The 19,483-nt window shown below is 55.6% G+C and carries 11 protein-coding genes and 1 pseudogene; 8 read left to right on the forward strand and 4 right to left on the reverse strand.

Going from position 1 to position 19,483, the window contains the following annotated elements:
• Nucleotides 1-21: 21 nt before the first annotated feature.
• Nucleotides 22-705 (forward strand): porin family protein, encoded by a 684-nt coding sequence (locus tag Q1Y74_RS09570; protein ID WP_300814049.1) that lies wholly within the window; start codon nt 22-24, stop codon nt 703-705.
• Nucleotides 706-730: 25 nt separating this feature from the next.
• Here Q1Y74_RS09570 and Q1Y74_RS09575 read toward each other — a convergent pair whose 3' ends face one another.
• Entirely contained in the window at nt 731-2,560 is a 1,830-nt protein-coding gene (locus Q1Y74_RS09575) for a potassium transporter TrkG (protein ID WP_300814051.1), read from the reverse strand.
• Nucleotides 2,561-2,719: 159 nt separating this feature from the next.
• On the opposite strand from Q1Y74_RS09575, the gene Q1Y74_RS09580 reads away from it, so the two are divergent.
• Nucleotides 2,720-4,087, forward strand: a complete 1,368-nt coding sequence (locus tag Q1Y74_RS09580; RefSeq protein WP_300814052.1) for a TrpB-like pyridoxal phosphate-dependent enzyme — start codon at nt 2,720-2,722, stop codon at nt 4,085-4,087.
• A 185-nt stretch (nt 4,088-4,272) separates the two neighbouring features.
• Nucleotides 4,273-5,193: a vitamin B12 dependent-methionine synthase activation domain-containing protein gene (locus Q1Y74_RS09585; RefSeq protein ID WP_300814061.1), complete on the forward strand. Its 921-nt coding sequence runs from the start codon at nt 4,273-4,275 to the stop codon at nt 5,191-5,193.
• 315 nt (nt 5,194-5,508) lie between these two features.
• Here Q1Y74_RS09585 and Q1Y74_RS09590 read toward each other — a convergent pair whose 3' ends face one another.
• The gene (locus tag Q1Y74_RS09590; protein WP_300814053.1) at nt 5,509-6,063 is read right to left on the reverse strand and encodes a DUF4251 domain-containing protein; all 555 of its coding nucleotides are present in this window, start codon (nt 6,061-6,063) and stop codon (nt 5,509-5,511) included.
• Between the two features lie 389 nt (nt 6,064-6,452).
• On the opposite strand from Q1Y74_RS09590, the gene Q1Y74_RS09595 reads away from it, so the two are divergent.
• Entirely contained in the window at nt 6,453-8,591 is a 2,139-nt protein-coding gene (locus Q1Y74_RS09595; RefSeq protein WP_300814055.1) for a cation:proton antiporter, read from the forward strand.
• Between the two features lie 157 nt (nt 8,592-8,748).
• Here the strand turns inward: Q1Y74_RS09595 and Q1Y74_RS09600 are convergent, their stop codons facing one another.
• Entirely contained in the window at nt 8,749-10,911 is a 2,163-nt protein-coding gene (locus Q1Y74_RS09600; protein WP_300814056.1) for a glycoside hydrolase family 97 protein, read from the reverse strand.
• Between the two features lie 176 nt (nt 10,912-11,087).
• Here Q1Y74_RS09600 and crcB point away from each other — a divergent pair, with 176 nt between their 5' ends.
• Both crcB and Q1Y74_RS09610 read left to right on the forward strand, forming a co-directional pair.
• Nucleotides 11,088-11,465, forward strand: coding sequence for a fluoride efflux transporter CrcB (gene crcB, locus Q1Y74_RS09605; RefSeq protein ID WP_300814057.1), 378 nt, complete (start codon nt 11,088-11,090; stop codon nt 11,463-11,465).
• 111 nt (nt 11,466-11,576) lie between these two features.
• Entirely contained in the window at nt 11,577-12,185 is a 609-nt protein-coding gene (locus Q1Y74_RS09610; RefSeq protein WP_300814058.1) for a DUF308 domain-containing protein, read from the forward strand.
• Between the two features lie 447 nt (nt 12,186-12,632).
• On the opposite strand, the pseudogene Q1Y74_RS09615 reads toward Q1Y74_RS09610, so the two are convergent.
• Nucleotides 12,633-16,647, reverse strand: a pseudogene (locus Q1Y74_RS09615) (glycoside hydrolase family 2 TIM barrel-domain containing protein).
• A 221-nt stretch (nt 16,648-16,868) separates the two neighbouring features.
• Between Q1Y74_RS09615 and Q1Y74_RS09620 the strand changes: the two are divergent.
• Together Q1Y74_RS09620 and Q1Y74_RS09625 are read left to right on the forward strand one after the other, a co-directional pair.
• Complete coding sequence (locus tag Q1Y74_RS09620; RefSeq protein WP_300814059.1) at nt 16,869-18,527, forward strand: long-chain fatty acid--CoA ligase; 1,659 nt, start codon at nt 16,869-16,871, stop codon at nt 18,525-18,527.
• 6 nt (nt 18,528-18,533) lie between these two features.
• Nucleotides 18,534-19,483, forward strand: a 950-nt coding sequence (locus Q1Y74_RS09625) for a hypothetical protein (protein WP_300814060.1), incomplete at its 3' end; no start/stop codon positions are given.

Raw genomic sequence — 19,483 nt, forward strand, 5'->3', positions numbered from 1 at the left:
TTATATTATTAAACAAAAACAATGAAGCTGAGAATCATCATATACACACTCCTACTGGCAGCCTGTAACATGCCCATCTACGGTCAGATAGGCGAGCAACGACATAACCTATCTGTCGGAATCAACGGGGGTATTAACCTGAACAGCGTCACCTTCTCTCCAACTGTCCGCCAAAAGAATCTCATGGGTACCAATGGAGGATTGACCGTCAGATACATATCCGAGAAGTATTTCAGTATGATTTGTGGGGCACAGATTGAGATCAACTACTCGCAACATGGGTGGGACGAATTTTATGAAGATTACCCTGATTTACATTATACCCGCAAAATGAATTACGTAGAAGTCCCTTTACTTGCCCATCTGGCCTTCGGCAAAGACCGTGGTGCCCAATTCTTCATACACGCCGGCCCACAAATCGGCTTTTTTCTAAACGACAGCCATACGCAGAGCGGAAATTGGGATGACTATTCAGGCTTCACCGTCGAACAGCACGAAAAGCCTGTGGAAAATAAGTTTGACTATGGTATCGCAGGCGGTGCAGGTGTGGAAATACGCACCAAAATCGGACACTTCCAACTGGAAGGACGCTATTATTACGCCCTGTCCGACTTTTACAAAAGTACTAAGAAAGATTACTTCGCCCGTTCTGCTCACGGGGTCATTACCGCCAAAATTACTTATTTGTTCGATTTAACCAAATAGCCAAACAGCGACGGAATTACACTACTCAGTTGATAATAATCTGTCCGCTCGGGTATCTGTACTTGGTGTGCTTCTTCTGACGGACGATGCCCAGCATCAGCGTAATCAGCCCTACACGCCCCACAAACATCAAGGCTACCACCAACAGTTTGGCCGGAGTGCCCAACAGGGGAGTCACATTCAGGCTTGAGCCCACCGTCCCCAAGGCAGACACACACTCAAACGTAAGAGCCATGAGTGAAAACTCCGGCTCCAGCATACTCAACACAAAGACTGCGACAAACAAGACGCCGACCGATAATACGACCGTAGCATTGGAACGGCGGATGGAATCGTAGGACAGTTCGCGACCGAATACCTCCACACGTTCCGTACCCCGAAGTACAGCAACCAGATTCAGCACCACCACCGCAAAAGCATTGACTTTGATGCCGCCAGCCGTAGACTGGGCACTGCCACCCACCCACATCAGGAAAGTATAAACCAAAATAGTCTGCACGCCCAATGTCGTCAGGTCCACACTGGTGAATCCGGCCGTACGCGGACAGACGGCGTTGAAGAAGGCCTGCGTCCACTTGTCAGCCACAGACATTCCCGCAAAGGCTCCGTTCCACTCGAAAACCGCCACCAGCAACGTGCCGCCCACCAGCAACAGGGCGGTAAGAATCAATACAATGCGGGTATTCAGGTTATACTGATGGATGAAGTGCCGCCCGTCCCAATGGCGTGTGCGTACAAATTTCCACAACCTGCGCAATTGGAAGAACAGAATATCCTTCAAATTCACCAGAATGGGGAAACCGATGCCACCCAGAATAATCAATAAGGAAACATAGACGTACAACATGTTGTGTCCGGTCATCAGCATGGGATTACCCAAATTGCCGGGCAGGGTAGAAAAGCCCGCGTTGCAGAAAGCAGAGATGGAGTGAAAAGCCGAGAACGCCAGTTCCTCGTCCAGACTCATTCCCAGTGTACCGTGAATGTTGCTCCAGATGGCCAGCATCCCGATACCCTCAATGACCAGTGTAAAGCCCAAGATGTAGACCAGCGTGGAGAGCAGCGAATTCAATGAATTGGAGCTGACCATGTCACGCACCACCAACTGGTTGTAGAGCGACGTATTGCCCATGAAGAACATGGCAAAGAAACTGGTCAGCGTCATGACTCCCAGCCCTCCAATCTGGATGAGCATTACAATCACGACAAAGCCTGCCGGCGTAAACGTGGAAGCCACATCAACCGAAGTCAGCCCGGTGACACACACGGCACTGGTGGAAATGAACAGCGAATCCACCCACGAAATTCCCGCCACCGTACAGCGGGGAAGCATCAGCAGGCCGGCACCTATCAGAATTATCACCAGAAAACTGACCGCCAGAATCAGTGAAGGGTTGGTACGCCTTCCCAGCAAACGCACCAATCCGTTGGACAGGCAGAGCAGTGAAAACGACAGGAGCAACAACAGGTGATAGGCCTTGCCGTTGAGGAAATCCCAAAAATGAAGAATAGCTCCCTCCTCTTCAGGCCGATGGAATATCACGGGAACCAGCGTCAGATAGAGCAGTGCCGTAAGCACCCAAGCCAATTTGCTGAATGTACGCCTTGTATCTTTATATTCCAAAAGGATGCGGAGCGTCACATCGGCCAGAAACACGAGCCAGACCCCGTGGTAGAGACTTTTCAACTGCCCCTCTTCTTCGGCAGTAATGGTGAAACCATGCTCGTAGACCACTCCTGCAATCAGCAACAGCGAAGCCAGATAAGTGACAACCGACATGCCGCCAAGCACCATCCGCACATAAGGATGAATCCACTTGTTCTTATACAACAGAAACTTATGATAAATCTTCATATTCTCTCTTTTCGGACGTTTCCAAACAATGGCAAACATAAACAAAATCACTCATATTTTCAAAAAACAACGAAAAAAAGATATGGATTTAAAAATAATGAGTACATTTGGCCATTGAAATTTCACATTTTAAATAAACTAAACATTCTATAAGCCACTATGAGCAACAAGACAAAAAGATTCATCTTGCCGGAAGAAGAGATACCCTACTATTGGTACAATATACAGGCGGACATGGTTAACAAACCCATGCCACCTCTGAACCCGGCAACGAGACAGCCACTTAAGGCGGAAGACATGTTCCCCATCTTTGCCGAAGAGCTGTGCCGACAAGAACTCAACCAGACCGACGCATGGATAGAAATCCCCGAAGAAGTACGGGAAATGTACAAATATTACCGCAGTACCCCGCTGGTACGTGCATACGGACTGGAGAAGGCACTCGACACCCCTGCCCATATCTACTTCAAGAACGAGAGCGTCAGCCCCATGGGATCACACAAGCTGAACTCGGCCATCCCGCAGGCATACTACTGCAAGCAGGAAGGCGTGACCAACGTCACCACCGAAACAGGCGCCGGACAGTGGGGAGCCTCGCTGGCCTATGCCGCACGCCTCTTCGGACTGGAGGCAGCCGTCTATCAGGTGAAAATCAGCTACGAGCAGAAACCCTACCGCCGCAGCATCATGCAGACATTCGGCGCACAGGTCACTCCCTCCCCCTCCATGTCCACCCGTGCCGGAAAGGACATTCTGACCGCACATCCCAACCATCAGGGTTCGTTGGGCACAGCCATCTCTGAAGCCATCGAGCTGGCACGTACCACCCCCAACTGCAAATACACGCTGGGCTCCGTGCTGAGCCACGTCACCCTCCACCAGACCGTCATCGGACAGGAAGCCGAGAAGCAGATGGCCATGGCGGGCGAATATCCCGACATGGTGATAGCCTGCTTCGGAGGCGGCTCCAACTTCGGTGGCATCGCATTCCCCTTCATGCGCCACAACATTCTGGAAGGCAAGAAGACCCGCTTCATTGCTGCCGAACCGGCATCCTGCCCCAAACTGACACGAGGCAAGTTCCAATACGATTTCGGCGACGAAGCCGGATACACCCCCCTGCTGCCCATGTTTACGCTGGGGCACAACTTTGCCCCTGCCAACATCCACGCAGGCGGCCTCCGCTACCATGGCGCCGGTGTCATTGTCTCCCAGTTGCTGAAGGACGGACTGATGGAAGCCGTAGACATCCAGCAACTCGAATCGTTCGATGCCGGATGCCTCTTCGCCAAGGTTGAAGGAATCATTCCCGCCCCCGAATCGTGCCACGCCATTGCCGCCACCATCCGCGAGGCCAACAAATGCAAGGAGACGGGCGAGGAGAAAGTCATCCTGTTCAACCTTTCCGGCCACGGCCTCATCGACATGGCTTCGTATGACAAATATCTATCCGGCGACTTGCAGAACTACGAACTGAAAGACCAGGATATCCAGAAAAACCTGGACGAAATAGGCAACCTGGTGTGACGACGAGGCATCAAGACTCCTCCAAGCCGCACTGACAATGCAGATGGTACAGACCGCCACAGACCTTTTTCCTGTGATATGCAAAGAAAAAAGGGAACAAGAGGGTGGCAATCTGTACCATCTGTGTTGTTATACACTTCTCGCCTCGTTTCAAATACTTCACATCCACCAATCAGACCAACCCCATGAACCCCCAACCTTCTACCGTCCTGACCTACTCCCTGCATGAAGTGACTCCCTACATCAATTGGATTTACTTCTTCCACGCCTGGGGATTCCAGCCCCGCTATGCCACCATTGCCCACCTCCACGGCTGCGACTCCTGTCGCGCCCTGTGGCTGGCCGGCTTCCCCGAAGAAGAACGGAGCAAAGCGGCCGAAGCCATGCAGTTGCACAAAGAGGCCTTACGGATGCTGGACCAACTGGACGGCGTTCTCTCCGTACAGTCCGTCTTCCGCCTCTGCCGCGCCAATGCCGACGGCGACAACCTGCTGATAGAAGACGTAACCTTCCCTCTGCTGCGCCAACAGACCTTCCATGCCGACGGCAGTCCCTACCTCTGTCTGAGCGATTTCGTGCGTCCCCTCTCCTCGGGCGTGGCCGACACGGTGGGTGTCTTTGCCTCCTCCGTCGGCAACCAAGCCGAAGGGGCCTTTTCCCACGACCCCTACAAACACCTGCTGGTGCAAACCCTGAGCGACCGCCTGGCTGAAGCTGCCACGGAAAAGATGCACCAGTACGTACGCCGCACGGCCTGGGGATATGCCCCCGACGAACAGCTTTCCATCCCCGACCTGCTGGCCGAGAAGTTTCAGGGCATCCGCCCGGCCGTGGGCTATCCGTCCCTGCCCGACCAGTCTGTCAACTTTCTCTTAGATTCTCTGCTCGACATGAAACAGATAGGCATCACGCTGACCGAGAACGGTGCCATGTCGCCCCACGCCTCGGTGTGCGGTCTCATGCTGGCCCACCCCGCTGCGCGCTACTTCTCCGTAGGCAAAATCAATGAAGACCAATTGGAAGACTACGCCCGACGCCGCGGTATGCCGAGGGAGACCGTCCGGAAGTTCCTGGCAGCCGTCGAATGCGATACAGGGATGCAGTAGGCTCTCGGAAGGGGAAAGCATTTGCTCTCCGACAAACCTTGGATTGGCCTCCGAGCCTCTTTGACCTCCTCTCCGAGCCTCTTTGGAGTCGCCTCCGAGCCTCTTTGGTTCCGGCTCCATATCAGTCCGTTTACCAGAGGCGCAAGTCCACCCGTATCCAAGAAAATCAGGCCATTGAATCTATAACCCCGAATAATGGTCTACAATAAAAAAGGATTTTATCATCTTTTGACTCCTTGTCCTCGCTTGAATTACAAAAACGGGGCTAAAGAAGCGCAATGATGGTAAAATCCTTTGCAGCAAATATATCCTCTATCAGAAAGAGCGGCCCTTGAACACGCGGCTCTTGGCCAAGGGAAGTATCACTCCCTCCAGACTGATGCGGTTGGAGTTGAAATTGGGCAGAATGTCGACCGTAGCCTTGCTGCTGCCATTATAGAGCATGATATCCACACTGGCAGAGATGCCCGAACCGGTTACGTTCATCTTAAGGGAAATGTTTCCCTTCTTGTCCTTCTTCAGGTCGTATTTCGAAAAACTGCCCTCTACGGTCACCCCTCCCACACCGTTGGGGCCTGCCGATGGAATGTTGAACGACACCTGAACCGTGGCACGGTCATCTTTTACAGATACGAAATTGGTATTCGAGTTTACATATTCAGAGTGGCCACGCTTAAACACCACGCGGTCGGCTTCCAGGACAAATGCCTTTTCGTTGATTGCCCGCTCTGCCTCTACGTACTGGAGGCTGTCCACCCGGGCCTGCAATGCTTTTTTCTCTTTCTTTGTAAGTTTTCTCGTTTCTTGTGCCGTGGCAGTTCCTGCCATCACAAACGCCATCAGCGTCATCATACAGATTAAAATTCTCATTGTTTTTCCGTTTTTATGTTTGCTATTATTTAATGTCGCGTTTTCCGACCGTCAATAGGCCGGATATTTACAAGTGCCGCAAAAGTACATATATTATTCCATAAACTCATCACTCCGCGCAAGAAAAGCTAGGATGAAAACTACTCTTTCCATCTGAATGGGTAAAAATAATGGTAATCTGTATCTTCCAATGAACATTTTCGCACCATAAAGATTAAAATACTGAGAATAAAAAAACAAGAGAGATATTTTTAAGATTATGATAACATTTTTTAATAAGATTGTCCTATCTTTGCGGGCAAGAATGCTGAAATATTGTTTTCCACTACACGACAATCTATAAAAATGCAATATATTGATAACATAACCAATAACGAACTTTTTAAATTATGGAAGAAACAACACTCCTTGCTCCTCTGCTGCTGACCATCGCCGGACTGACGGTAGGGGCCATCTTCAAGTCCCTGTTTCAGCGGACACGAATTCCCTACACCGTCGGTTTGTTTGCCATCGGATTGGCTGCCGGAATACTGAATCGCACAGGTATATTCGAGAATGCGCCCAAGTTCAGCAATGCGCTGGATAGCGTAGCCAACATCAACCCCGACCTGATACTCTACATTTTTCTGCCTATCCTGATTTTTGACGCGGCCTATGAACTGAACCTGCACATTTTCAAGAAAACGCTGACCAACGCCACCCTGCTGGCAGCTCCTGGACTGATTATCTGTATGATTCTCACCGCCGCACTGCTGATGGTCATCAGCCTGTTCGTACCGGGATACGAGAAATGGACGTGGGCTGCCGCCCTGATGTTCGGTGCCCTGATCAGCGCTACCGACCCCGTAGCGGTAGTGGCCCTGCTCCACGAACTGAAGACCAGCAAGCGTTTTTCCACCCTGGTAGACGCCGAGTCACTGCTGAACGACGGTACCGGCATCGTCTGCTTCATGCTCTTCTTCGGCATTACCGTTTCAGGCATGAGCGACGACATGACACCTGTCATCGAGTTCTGCCAGGTCGTAGCCGGAGGAGCCATTCTGGGCTTCGTGGCAGCCAGGCTGGTCATCTGGTTCATTACCCGCGTCAATTCTGAAGAAATGATTCAAAACAGTGTCATCATTCTCTCCGCCTATCTGGTGTTCATTCTTTCACAATACTACCTGGGAATCTCGGGCGTCATAGCCCTGGTAGCTTTCGGGCTGACCATTGCCTATGTGGGCAAGCCCAGACTCAAGCCACAAGTCAACACCTTCATGGGCAGTTTCTGGGAACTGCTCACCTACATTGCCAATACATTGATATTCATCATTGTGGGTATTGTAATTGCCGAAAAGGTAGACTTCTCCTGGGCTAACTGCGGCATTCTGCTGTTGGTTTATGTCTTCCTGAACATTTTCCGATATGCCGCTATCATGATGCTCTATCCTCTCATGAAGCGCTCTGGTTACGGGCTGAACAAGAAGGAATCCATCATCCTCACTTGGGGAGGACTACGCGGCGCCTTGGGCATGACATTGGCTCTTATGGTATCCTACACTCCGGCCATCCCCGAAGAGATACGCAGCCAGGTACTGTTCTTCACAGCAGGTACAGTAACACTTACCTTGTGCATCAACGCTACTACCATGCGATGGCTGCTCAACAGGCTGGGACTGATTAACGTTCCGACAGCCCGCACGATGATGGACAGCAAGATTCAGAACCTGCTTCACGAGAATGCAGAGAACTATTTTGAACGGCTGAAAACGCGCGACGCCCTCAACGGAGCCAACTGGCAGAAGGTAAGCCAATTCATTACCGCCCAACCTACCACACAGGAAGATGCACCCATGGCCAACGACGTGATGAACGAAATCCGCCTGCGTATACTGGACAAGGAGAAAATGTACCTGCACCAGATATACGACGAGGGAATCATCGCCAAGACATCGTTCATGCTGCTCAGCAACTCGCTGGACGAACTCTACGACCACGACGGCGGAAGCGAACTGGACAATCGGAAGTCTATCTTCAACTTCTGCAACCGCACCTTCATTCTCGACAGCATGCAGAAGATACCGGGCATAGGACCCTGGATCAGCTTCTACTTTAAAGAACGCATCGGAGTGGTATATGACCTGGGCAGGGGCTTCATCATCCTGCAAAAAGAAGATCTGAAACTGCTGGATGAACTGGAGGGATCCAAAATGCTGAACGACGGACAACAAGTAGTGCTGAAAACCTTGAGAGAGGAAATTCTGCACAACATCAACTCCATGGACAAGATACTGAATAAGCTGTCCAAGGACTTTCCCAAGGCCTACAATCATGCCCTGACACAAAAAGCCATCCGCATGCTGCTCTGCAACGAACGCAGGAACATCCGCCAACTGCAGGCCGACGGCATGTTGTCTGAAAAGGATGCAGAACAGCTGTACGAAAAGGTAGACAAACGCAGCGAACAGCTCAACTCACTGAGCCACACCCTGCCGGCCTCGTTTGTCCGCTGGCTGAAATTCACAAGAAGCAAGAACGTAGCTTCGTAAGCATCGGTTTCCCACGTAAAGCCCATACAAGCAAAGAGGAGATGCGGCCCGCAAGCCCATCTCCTCTTCTTGTTCTGCTCCGACCGGATAATGGGCCGGAAGCTGTCCAAATCTTTTTACCTTTACTGAAACCTATTACCTATTATAATATATCATTTTATCTCCATTTCTTCACACCCTTTGAGTTCTCGGGCGTAGCCTCCATCAGGCTCAAGGCAAAACCACCGCTGCGGGCTTCTTTCACAGACATTCTGGTCTTGGCAGTCACGATGCCCTTCTTTATCTGATACGACGTAGGATTGTCCTTGTAGTCGGCGTCCTTTCCGTCGGCATAAAGAGTAGCCACGTATTTCTTGCCGGGCTCCAGGAAGTCGAGCGCAAAGGTGGCGGTGCGGGCATTCTCGTCGGTGATGCCACCCACAAACCAATTGTTTGTTCCTTTGGCCTTGCGGGCAATGGTAATGTAATCGCCAGGCTCAGCCTCGATGTACTTGCTTTCATCCCAATCCACGGCCACATCCTTGATGAACTGGAAGGCGTCCATGTGCTTCTCGTAATTGTCCACCACGTCGGCAGCCATCTGAAGCGGGCTGTAGAGAGTTACATAGAGAGCCATCTGCTTGCACAGGGTGGTCTGCACCTGTCCATGGGGCAGGTCGCCCATGAAATCCAGCTTGATGTCGAAAATGCCCGGCGTATAGTCCATCGGGCCGCCAATGAGACGGTTGAAGGGCAGCAGGGTGGTGTGGAAAGGCTTGCTTCCGCCAAAGGCCTCGTACTCGGTGCCGCGGGCCGACTCGTTGCCAATCAGGTTGGGGTACGTGCGGCAGAGGCCGGTGGGACGCACCGCTTCATGGGCATTGACACAAATCTTATACTCGGCAGCCTTCTGTACAGCATGCAGGTAGTGGTTGTTCATCCATTGTCCGTAGTGGTATTCGCCGCGAGGGATAATGTCGCCCACGTAGCCGCTCTTCACGGCATTGTAGCCGTTGTCCACCATGAACTGGTAAGCCTTGTCCAGATGGCGCTCGTAGTTGCGCACGGAGGCCGAAGTCTCGTGGTGCATCATCAGCTTCACGCCCTTGCTCTTGGCGTAGGCATTGAGCATCTTCACGTCGAAGTCGGGGTAAGGGGTCACGAAGTCGAACACATAGTCCTTGGACTTGCCGAACCAGTCTTCCCAGCCTTCGTTCCAGCCTTCAACCAGCACCTGGTCGAATCCGTGCTCGGCGGCGAAGTCGATGTATTTCTTCACATTCTCGTTGTTGGCACCGTGGCGGCCGTTGGGCTTCAGGGTCGAGTAGTCCGTCTCGCCCAGCTTCACGGAAGGCAGGTCGTCCGTATAGGCCCATGTGCTCTTGCCGGCAATCATCTCCCACCATACGCCCACGTACTTCACGGGCTTAATCCACGACACGTCCTCGTAGGCGCAAGGCTCGTTCAGGTTCAGCGTGATGCGCGAGGCCAGGATGTCGCGGGCGTCGTCGCTCACGATGACCGTGCGCCACGGCGACTTGCAAGGCGCCTGCATATAGCCCTTGTTGCCTTTGGCGTCGGGGGTCAGCCAGGACTCGAACACCAGGTTCTTGTCGTCCAGGTTGAGGTGCATGCAGGCGTAGTCCACCAGCGCGGCCTCGTGCAGGTTGATGTAGAGTCCGTCGGCGGTCTTCATCTGCAAGGCCGTCTGCACGCCCGTGGGCGAGAAGGGGGTCTGCGAGGAGTTGGGCGTGATGGCGCCTTCCATCAGGCCGCGTATCTCCGTCAGCTTCGATTCGGTGTAGTCATACTCCTGCGTGTCGTAGTCACCGGGAATCCAGAAGGCCGTATGGTCGCCCGCCATGGCAAACTGCGTATGCTCTTCCTTGATGACGAAGTAGTTCAGGTTCTTCTGCAAGGGGAACTCGTAGCGGAAGCCCAGCCCGTCGTCGAACAGGCGGAAGCGGATGATGATGTGGCGGTCCTGCGCCTGCTGGTTCAGGGTGACGGCCATTTCGTTGTAGTGGTTGCGGATTTCCTTCTCCTCGCCCCACACCGGCTGCCACGTCTCGTCGAAGGTGGAAGTCTGCGTGCCGGCCAGGGTGAAACCGTTCATCAGACCCGGGTCGTCCTTCAGTTCCAGGCCCAGCCTGGAGGGTTTGATGACCGTCTTTCCCTTATAAAGGAGTTCGTAGACCGGCTCGCCCTGGGCATTCACCGAAAAGTTCAGTTGGAGTTGTCCGTCGGGAGAAGTGATTCCTTCCGCCAACACAGCCCCGCTTGCCAGCAGCGCAAGCAGGAAACAGACCATTTTAGAGCAGATAGTTTTCATGTTTCTCATGTTATATAGTTAAAAATAAAATCCACAAAGGAACAATCGCACCGCAAATATAGAAAGGAAAAGAAACCTGCCGAGACCTATCGGCCGAAAATGCAACTGAAAGCAAGGCAAACGTTTGCATAAACGAAAAACTTGCTACCTTTGCAGCCGCTTTCATTGACACTTATACAGAAGTTATGACCAAAGAACTGATTTGCATCTTTCTGGGGGGAGGAACGGGCAGCGTACTGAGGTATGCCGTGCAGATGATGCTGCACGAGCGCATCGTCCCCTACTCCTTCCCCTGGGCCACGTTTGCCGTCAACATCGCCGGCAGCTTCCTCATAGGCATGTTCTACGCCCTCTCGGCACGGTTCAACCTGCCCGCCGACATCCGCCTGCTGCTCACCACCGGCCTCTGCGGAGGCTTCACCACCTTCTCCACCTTCAGCAACGACGGCCTCATCCTGCTCAAGCAGGGCCTCTACGGCCTCTTTCTTACCTACATCCTGCTAAGCGTAGCGTTGGGCATAGTGGCAGCCTTTCTGGGTGGCGCCGTCCCGGCAAAATTCTGAAGCAGTCCCACTCATGTGAACGGAAAGGGAAACGGAGGAGCCAGAACATTTTGGAAACAGAAGTGTTATTCCTCCATCCAATTTTACAAACCCTTTAATAATTCAATTCACATGAGAACAATTTTCAACGAACTGCAACATGAAGTAAAGAACTGGTGGCTCTCGCTCGTCCTGGGCGTCCTCTACATCCTCGTGGCCCTGGGCCTGATGCTCTCGCCCGTGAGCGGCTATGTCATCATCAGCATCCTGTTCAGCATCGCCATGCTGTTCAGCGGACTGATGGAAATCACCTTCGCCGTCAGCAACCGCAAGGCGGTCTCCAGCTGGGGCTGGTATCTGGCCGGCGGCATCATCGACGTCATCTTCGGCCTCTACCTGATTGCCTATCCCCTGCTGAGCATGGAGGTCATTCCGTTCATCGTCGCCTTCTGGCTGATGTTCCGCGGCTTCTCCTCCATAGGCTACGCCATGGACCTGCAGAAGTACGGCTCCCGCAACTGGGGATGGTACATCGCCTTCGGCATCCTGGCCGTCGTCTGCTCGCTCATCATCCTGTGGCAACCGGCTGCCGGCGCCCTCTACACGGTCTACATGCTGGCATTCGCGCTGCTGGTGACGGGCTGCTTCCGCGTCATGGTGTCGTTTGAGTTCAAGAAGCTGCACAAGCTCAACAAGGCAGCCTTCCACCAGCATCCCCACGCAGCAACTGCCGCCAACTGAACAAAGGCTGTCTCCGCAGACTGACACGGGTGGCCTTCGCACCCCGGCAACCCCTCCCTTGCGACCTTGACAAAGCCTCGTTTCACACCTCGTATTTCGCTCGAGATAATTTACTATTTCGGGCGAAATACTTTATTATCTCGTCCGAGATAGTAATATATTTCACTCGAGATATAAGATATGAAACGAGGCTTTGTCAAGGTCGCAAGGGAGGGTTTGGCGGAAAGCGAAAGGAGGGTTTGGCGGAAACGGGATACTTGTAGAGACATTCATGAATCGCACCGTGTGATAGAATCCATCCACCTGTAGGGACGAACCACGGATGCCGATGGTGAGTTTAACACACACGACCCCGTCCACGGGTGTGGGCGGGGTCGTGCCGCATATCAGGACGTATCATTCATCGTCCGGGCGGGAATGCCTGCCGCACGCGGGCGGCGGCCAGGGTCAGTCGGCAATGACGGTGAACTCGGCACCGCCGGCAAAGTCGGCACCGTTCTGCGAGCTCAGTCCGGTGAAGCGGATGTAGCGGGCCTTCACGGGCTTGTCCAGCATGACGCGCTGCGCCTTGGCTCCGGCGGCAAAGGTGCCTTTGGCCACGGGCTCGCCCCACTCCTTGCCGTCCATGCTCACCTGCAGCGAGTAGTCCTTGATGTTGCCGTTGTTGCCGCCGTCCTGACGGGGCGTGTAGACAAAGCCCTTGATGGTCTTGGCCTCGCCGGCGTCAAAGTCCACCCAGTGCGGATATTTGGCGACGGTCACGGAGTACATCGTGTGCCAGATGGTCGACGGGTTGCCGTCCACCAGGTGGGAGGCGTTGCCCTCGCCCACCTCCTCGCTGGAGGCGTAGATGACCTCCATCGGGATGCTCTCAATCTTCTCGAACGTGATGGACGTGACGACGGCGGGGTTGTCCTTGTAGCAGGCCGTCACCTTGCCGCCTTGGCGCAGGCTGAAGGGGCCTGTATAAGGAAGTTTCTTCCTGCCGTCGTTCAGGGTGTAGAGGAGCTCGGCGCCGGCCTTCTCGGAGCGGATGGTCACCATGCCGTCGCGCGAGCGGGAGATGGAGAGGGGCATCTCGCCGGAAGCGCTGACGCAGGCCGTCTCCGTGTAGCGGGCCTGCCGCACGGGGCGGATGATGAAGTTCATGCTGTGTTCGCCGGCCTTCACGCGGTCGGGCTCCAGCGGCCCGCCCTGTCCGCAGCTGTTACCGCCCAAACCCGTCACGGCCAGGTCGAGATGCAGATGGGTACCCGTGGACTTGGGCAGCTGGTAGGGATGGGGAGCCAGCGTCATCTCCAGGGCCGACCAGGGCAGCGCGGAGGCTGACATGACGCCGCTGCCAGCCACGAACTCCACACCGTTGCCGTCCGCATCGGTCAGCGCGCACCAGCGCACCTCCTCGCGGTTGCCCATGCTCCTCCACCCGGCTCTGATGCTGCTCGATGAACGAGCCCGTGCGGCGGTCGTTGTAGTTGTTCCACGGGCCGCGGCCGTACCACGTGTATTGCTGGAGTTCGGACGGGAGCTGCATCGCATAGCCCAGGCGTGCCAGCACCAGCGAAGGTTCGTTCGAGGTGATGCTTGACTGGAGTTCTATCGAACCGTCGGGGTAAACGGTCCATATCTGGTTGGTGACGAACTTGAAGTCGTCGGGGCCGAAGGGGCGGTCGGCCAGTTCCCTCACGCGGTTGTATCCCGAATTGCCCCCTTCGAGCACGGCGGCATTGGGCGCCTGCGACTCGACGGTGTACATCAGCTGTACCGTCGGGTCACCCTTCTTCTTGCGGTTTATCCATTGGCAGCCCAGCACCTTGTGCTTCAGGTTGTGCAGGCCTTTCTCGAACCACTGGCCGCGCGCCCAGTTGTCGTTGTCCGTCGGCGCGCGGAGGGCATCCAGCTTCGGGCCCTTGCCGTCGAGGATGACCTTGCGGCCGCCGTATTCCAGGCTGTACAGGGTACCCTCGCGGTTGTCGAACGTAGCCACGAAGCCGTTGCCGGACACCGTCGTGAAGTCCTTGCCTTCATCCACCGCGGGCTTGTCCATCGAGGCCGTCACGGCAGTCAGAGCGGGTTTCTCGCCGGCAGCCTTCACGGGCAGCTGCTCTTCCATCTGCACGAAGCCCTTCTTGGCCCAGGGCATGTCCTGAGCCAGGAGGAACTGCACCTTCACGAAGTACTCGCTCTGCGGCTCCAGCTTGCTGTAATCGTAAGGCAGCGCACAGGTCACCCTCTCACGCGGGCCGAGGATGCTGCGCGGGCCCTTGAAGGCGGTGCTTTCCTCCACCTTCTGCCCGTCTTTCCAGAGCGACCAGACCATGTAGACATCGGTCAGGGGCTCGAAGTAGCGTTTGTTGAACACCTCAATCTCACCCTTCGTCATGTCCAGCGCCTTGACGCCTACATTCTGATAGACCTTCTTCACCTCGTAGAACTGGGGCTTGGGCGAATGGTCGGGCAGCAGGATGCCGTTCATGCAGAACATGCCGCTGTTGGGCTTGTCGCCGAAGTTGCCTCCGTAGGCCCAGTAGCGGTCGCCCGTCCGGGGGTCGTAGTTGTAGAGCGCCTGGTCCACCCAGTCCCAGATGGCGGCGCCGCAGAAGAAGTTGGTGGACTCGATGGCCTCCCAGTAGTCGATGAGGTTGCCCACGGCGTTGCCCATCGAATGGGCGTATTCCGACACGTGGAAGGGATATTTGATGTCATACTTGCCGGTCACGGCGCCCCGCATCCAGCCGATGGAGGGATACTGGTTGGAGCCCATGTCCACGATGTCGTTGTTGCGCTCGTACTGCACGGGGCGCGAGGGGTCGAAGGCGTGCAGGGCCTCGTAAGCGGAGACGAAGTTCTTGCCCGGCCCGGCCTCGTTGCCCAGCGACCAGATGACCACGGAGGGATGGTTCACATGGGCGTGGGCCAGCTCCATGACGCGGGCCACGTGGGCAGCCTCGAACTCGGGCACGTGGGACAGGGAGGCGTCGCCGTAGTAGTACTCGTGGCTCTCGATGTTGGCCTCGTCCTCCAGATAGATGCCGTACTTGTCGCAGAGGTAGTACCAGTGCGGGGAGCAGGAGTAGTGCGAGTTGCGCACGTGGTTGATGTTGCCGCGCTTCATCAGCATGATTTCCTCCTCCATCTGCTTGACGGTGATGGCGTTGCCCACGGCGGGATCTATCTCCTGACGGTTGACGCCCTTCAGCTTCACCGTCTTGCCATTGATATAATAGTAGCGTCCGGCCAGTCCGAACTCGTCTTCACTGGCGGGCGTGTCCTTGATTTCGACCTTGCAGAAGCCCAGGGCGGTGGAGACGGTCTCCACGACACGGCCCTTCTTGTCCTTCAGCTGACCCACCAGCACGTAGCGGTAGGGCGCCTCGGCCGACCACTTGCGGGGACTGTGAACGGCCATCACCGTCTGCGAGGAAGCCTCGTCGCCCGGCTTCATCTCGGCCAGCGCATACGTGCCCTCCATGCCTTCCACCGGCTCGTTCTCGTCGGAGTAGAGCTTGTTGGCGTAGAGCGAATAGGTCAGCGTGTACCCCTTGACTTTCTTTCCGCCCAGATTGCGGAGGTCGGCCTCGATGCGGAGAGTGCCGTTCTCATAGTTGGCGTCCAGGTCGGTGAACACACGGAGGTCACGTACCTGTACCTGTGCCGTAGAGGTCAGCGAAACCGAGCGGAAGATGCCCGGCAGGCGGAACATGTCCTGCGCCTCGAGGAAGGAGCCGTCCGAATTGCGGTAGACCTCGACGGCCACCACGTTGTCGCCCGTCTCGTTCAGGTAAGGCGTGATGTTGAACGAAGCCGTGTTGCGCGAGTTCTTCGAGAAGCCCACGTAGCGGCCGTTAATCCACAGATAGAAGAAGGAGGAGACACCGTCGAAGTTGATGTAGACCTCGCGTCCCTCCCACCCGGCGGGCACGGTGAAGGTGCGGCGGTAGGAGCCCACTTCGTTGCGGTCCTTATAGGTCACCCAGTCCTGGGGAGGCGTACGCATCACCCCACCCTTCCAGTCGCCTACGGCCACCTGATGCTGGAAGATGACGGGTTGGTTGGCATAAATGGGGGTTCCATACTTCAGGCTGCCATCCTTTTGGATGCCGGCCACGTTCCACTGCATGGGCACGGTGACGTCGTCCCACCCGGAAACGTCGTATTCGGTCCGGTAGAAGTCAACGGGGCGCTGCTCGGGATTGCCCACCCAATGGAACTTCCAGCTCCCGTCGAGCGACAGCCAGTAGGCGCTGTGCTCGGGCAGGACGCGCCGGGCGCTCTCCACGTCGGCAAAGGTGAAGAACCAGGCATGGGGCTGCTCCTTGTTCAGGGCCAACTGTTCGGGCGATTCCCATTCTTTCCCCGTCGGGGCGGCTGTTTCAGCATGGTCAAATCCTTTCAGCTGGACAGTCTGCGCATTTGCAGCCAGGAAGCCGGCCAAAAGGAAGGTCAATAATGTTTTTTTCATAAGTGTTAAACAGTGAGAGGGTTAGTATTCACATAGAGGGACAAAGGTACAGGTTATTTTTCACATTCAAGCACTCCTTCTTCCTTTTTCTGCCCGCTTCCGGCCGATATTTCCGTTTCTCGTGCCTTCCAGCCGTCCCATCCTCCATTTTCTTCCCCAAATGTTTGCTTTCTGTGGATAAAGCCTTATATTTGCACAAATTTCAACCAAATGTGCAATATATGGAACAAAGCTTTATCGCTTATATCGAAAGCAGCATCAAGAAGAACTGGGACCTGGACGCTCTGACCGACTACAAGGGAGCGACCCTTCAATATAAAGACGTAGCCCGCAAGATAGAGAAGCTACACATCATCTTTGAAGCCAGCGGTATCAGGAAGGGAGACAAGATAGCCGTCTGCGGACGCAACAGTTCCCACTGGGGAGTGACCTTCCTCGCCACCCTGACCTACGGTGCCGTAGTCGTCCCCATCCTCCACGAGTTCAAGGCGGACAACGTCCACCACATCGTCAACCACTCAGAGGCCAAACTGCTTTTCGTGGGCGATATGGTCTGGGAGAACCTCAACGAGGCCGCCATGCCCCTGCTGGAAGGCATCTTCATGATGAATGACTTCAGCCTGCTGGTGTCCCGCAACGAACAGGTGACCTACGCCCGCGAGCACCTCAACGAAATGTTCGGAAAGAAATTCCCCAAGAACTTCCGGAAAGAGCACGTGGAATACCACAAAGACCAGCCCGAAGAGCTGGCCGTCATCAACTACACCTCGGGCACCACCAGCTACTCCAAGGGCGTCATGCTGCCCTACCGCTCACTCTGGTCCAACACGGCGTTCGCCTTCGAGGTACTGCCGCTGCAGCCCGGCGACAAGCTGGTGTCCATGCTGCCCATGGCCCACATGTACGGACTGGCCTTCGAATTCCTCTACGAAATAGCCGTGGGATGCCACGTATTCTTCCTCACCCGCATGCCCAGCCCCAAAATCATCTTCCAGGCTTTTGCCGAAATCAAGCCCCACCTGGTGATTGCCGTGCCCCTCATCATCGAGAAAATCATCAAGAAGAACGTACTCCCCAAGCTGGAGACTCCCACCATGAAGCTCCTGCTGAAGGTGCCCATCATCAACGACAAAATCAAGTCGACCGTACGCGAACAGGTGGTCAACGCCTTCGGAGGCAACTTCTCGGAAATCATCATCGGAGGCGCCGCCTTCAACCACGACGTGGAGCAGTTCCTGCGCATGATTGAGTTCCCCTACACCGTGGGCTACGGCATGACGGAGTGCGGCCCCATCATCTGCTACGAAGACTGGCGCCGCTTCAAGCCCGGCTCGTGCGGAAAAGCAGCCCCGCGCATGGAAGTGAAGATTGACTCACCCGACCCCGCCAACATACCGGGCGAAATCCTCTGCCGCGGCGCCAACGTCATGCTGGGCTACTACAAGAACGAAGAAGCCACCCGCCAGGCTCTCGACGCCGAAGGATGGCTGCACACGGGCGACCTTGCCTTGATGGACGCCGAAGGCAACGTCACCATCAAGGGACGCAGCAAGAACATGCTCCTCGGCCCCAGCGGACAGAACATCTATCCCGAAGAGATTGAGGACAAGCTGAACAACATGCCCTACGTGGCAGAAAGCATCATCGTGCAGCAGAACGAGAAACTCGTCGGACTGGTCTATCCGGACTTTGACGACGCCTTTGCCCACGGGCTCAAGACCGTAGACCTGGAACGGGTGATGGAGGAGAACCGCGTGGCACTGAACGCCGAACTGCCGACGTACTGCCAGATTGCCAAGATGAAAATCTACCCCGAAGAGTTCGAGAAAACACCCAAGAAGTCCATCAAACGCTTCCTCTACCAGGAAGCCAAAGGATAAGAAGGAATGAAGAAACGTACAGTTATCCTCACCCTGAGCTCCCTGCTGCTGGCAGGGAGTCTTTTTTGCCAGACACCCGCCACCGACAGGCAACCCGCACGCCTGAACCTCTCCCTCTGGAAAGGCGTCTCCACCCAGCCCGCCGACACTACAGGTTCCACCTGGCTCAACCTGGGCATCGTCTCCACCCTGAACCGCCTGAACGGAGCGGGCATCAACCTGCTGGGGAGCAGCGTACGCAGCGAAGCAGCGGGCATCCAGATAGGCGGCATCTACAACGTGGCCGCCGGAGGCATGAAGGGCGTCCAGCTGGCAGGCATCGCCAACGTCAACGGAGACCACACCACCGGCCTCTCGCTGGCCGGACTGACCGGCATCACGGGCAACCATGCACAGGGCGTACTCTTTGCCGGACTGGCGAACATCGTAGGCAATGACTCCCGCGGACTGACACTCGGCGGACTGGTGAACATAGCGGGCGACGGGCTGGCCGGCGTCCAACTGGCCGGGCTGGGCAACATTGCGGGCGGCAGCCTGAAGGGAGCCACCGTCTCGGGACTGCTCTCCGTCGTGGGCGGCAGCCTGACGGGCCTCCAGCTCTCCGGACTGGCCGGCATTGCGGGCGAGGACGTGAGCGGCGTCCAGCTCTCCGGACTGGGCAACGTGGCGGGCGGCACGTTCCGCGGCCTCCAGCTCTCCCCCGTCAACCTGACCGGCCGGGGCAAGGGCTTGCAGATAGGCCTGGTGAACTATTACAAGGACGGCTTCGACGGGCTGCAGCTGGGACTGGTCAATGCCAACCCGCACACGAGGGTGCAGCTGATGCTATTCGGCGGAAACCGCACCAAGCTGAACGTCGGCGTGCGCTTCAAGAACCGGCTCTTCTATACCATCCTGGGCGGCGGCACCCACTACCTGGACTTCGGCGACCGCTTCTCGGCAGCGGCCTTCTACCG

The sequence above is a fragment of the uncultured Bacteroides sp. genome (assembly GCF_949298305.1).
GTDB lineage: Bacteria > Bacteroidota > Bacteroidia > Bacteroidales > Bacteroidaceae > Bacteroides.

What these genes read in the sequence shown, in the direction of transcription:
- Q1Y74_RS09580 (WP_300814052.1), top strand. Translation starts at nt 2,720, where the DNA reads ATGAGCAACAAGACAAAAAGATTCATCTTGCCGGAAGAAGAGATACCC.
- Q1Y74_RS09590 (WP_300814053.1), bottom strand. Translation starts at nt 6,063, where the DNA reads ATGAGAATTTTAATCTGTATGATGACGCTGATGGCGTTTGTGATGGCA.
- Q1Y74_RS09595 (WP_300814055.1), top strand. Translation starts at nt 6,453, where the DNA reads ATGGAAGAAACAACACTCCTTGCTCCTCTGCTGCTGACCATCGCCGGA.
- crcB (WP_300814057.1), top strand. Translation starts at nt 11,088, where the DNA reads ATGACCAAAGAACTGATTTGCATCTTTCTGGGGGGAGGAACGGGCAGC.
- Q1Y74_RS09620 (WP_300814059.1), top strand. Translation starts at nt 16,869, where the DNA reads ATGGAACAAAGCTTTATCGCTTATATCGAAAGCAGCATCAAGAAGAAC.
- Q1Y74_RS09600 (WP_300814056.1), bottom strand. Translation starts at nt 10,911, where the DNA reads ATGAGAAACATGAAAACTATCTGCTCTAAAATGGTCTGTTTCCTGCTT.
- Q1Y74_RS09585 (WP_300814061.1), top strand. Translation starts at nt 4,273, where the DNA reads ATGAACCCCCAACCTTCTACCGTCCTGACCTACTCCCTGCATGAAGTG.
- Q1Y74_RS09575 (WP_300814051.1), bottom strand. Translation starts at nt 2,560, where the DNA reads ATGAAGATTTATCATAAGTTTCTGTTGTATAAGAACAAGTGGATTCAT.
- Q1Y74_RS09610 (WP_300814058.1), top strand. Translation starts at nt 11,577, where the DNA reads ATGAGAACAATTTTCAACGAACTGCAACATGAAGTAAAGAACTGGTGG.
- Q1Y74_RS09570 (WP_300814049.1), top strand. Translation starts at nt 22, where the DNA reads ATGAAGCTGAGAATCATCATATACACACTCCTACTGGCAGCCTGTAAC.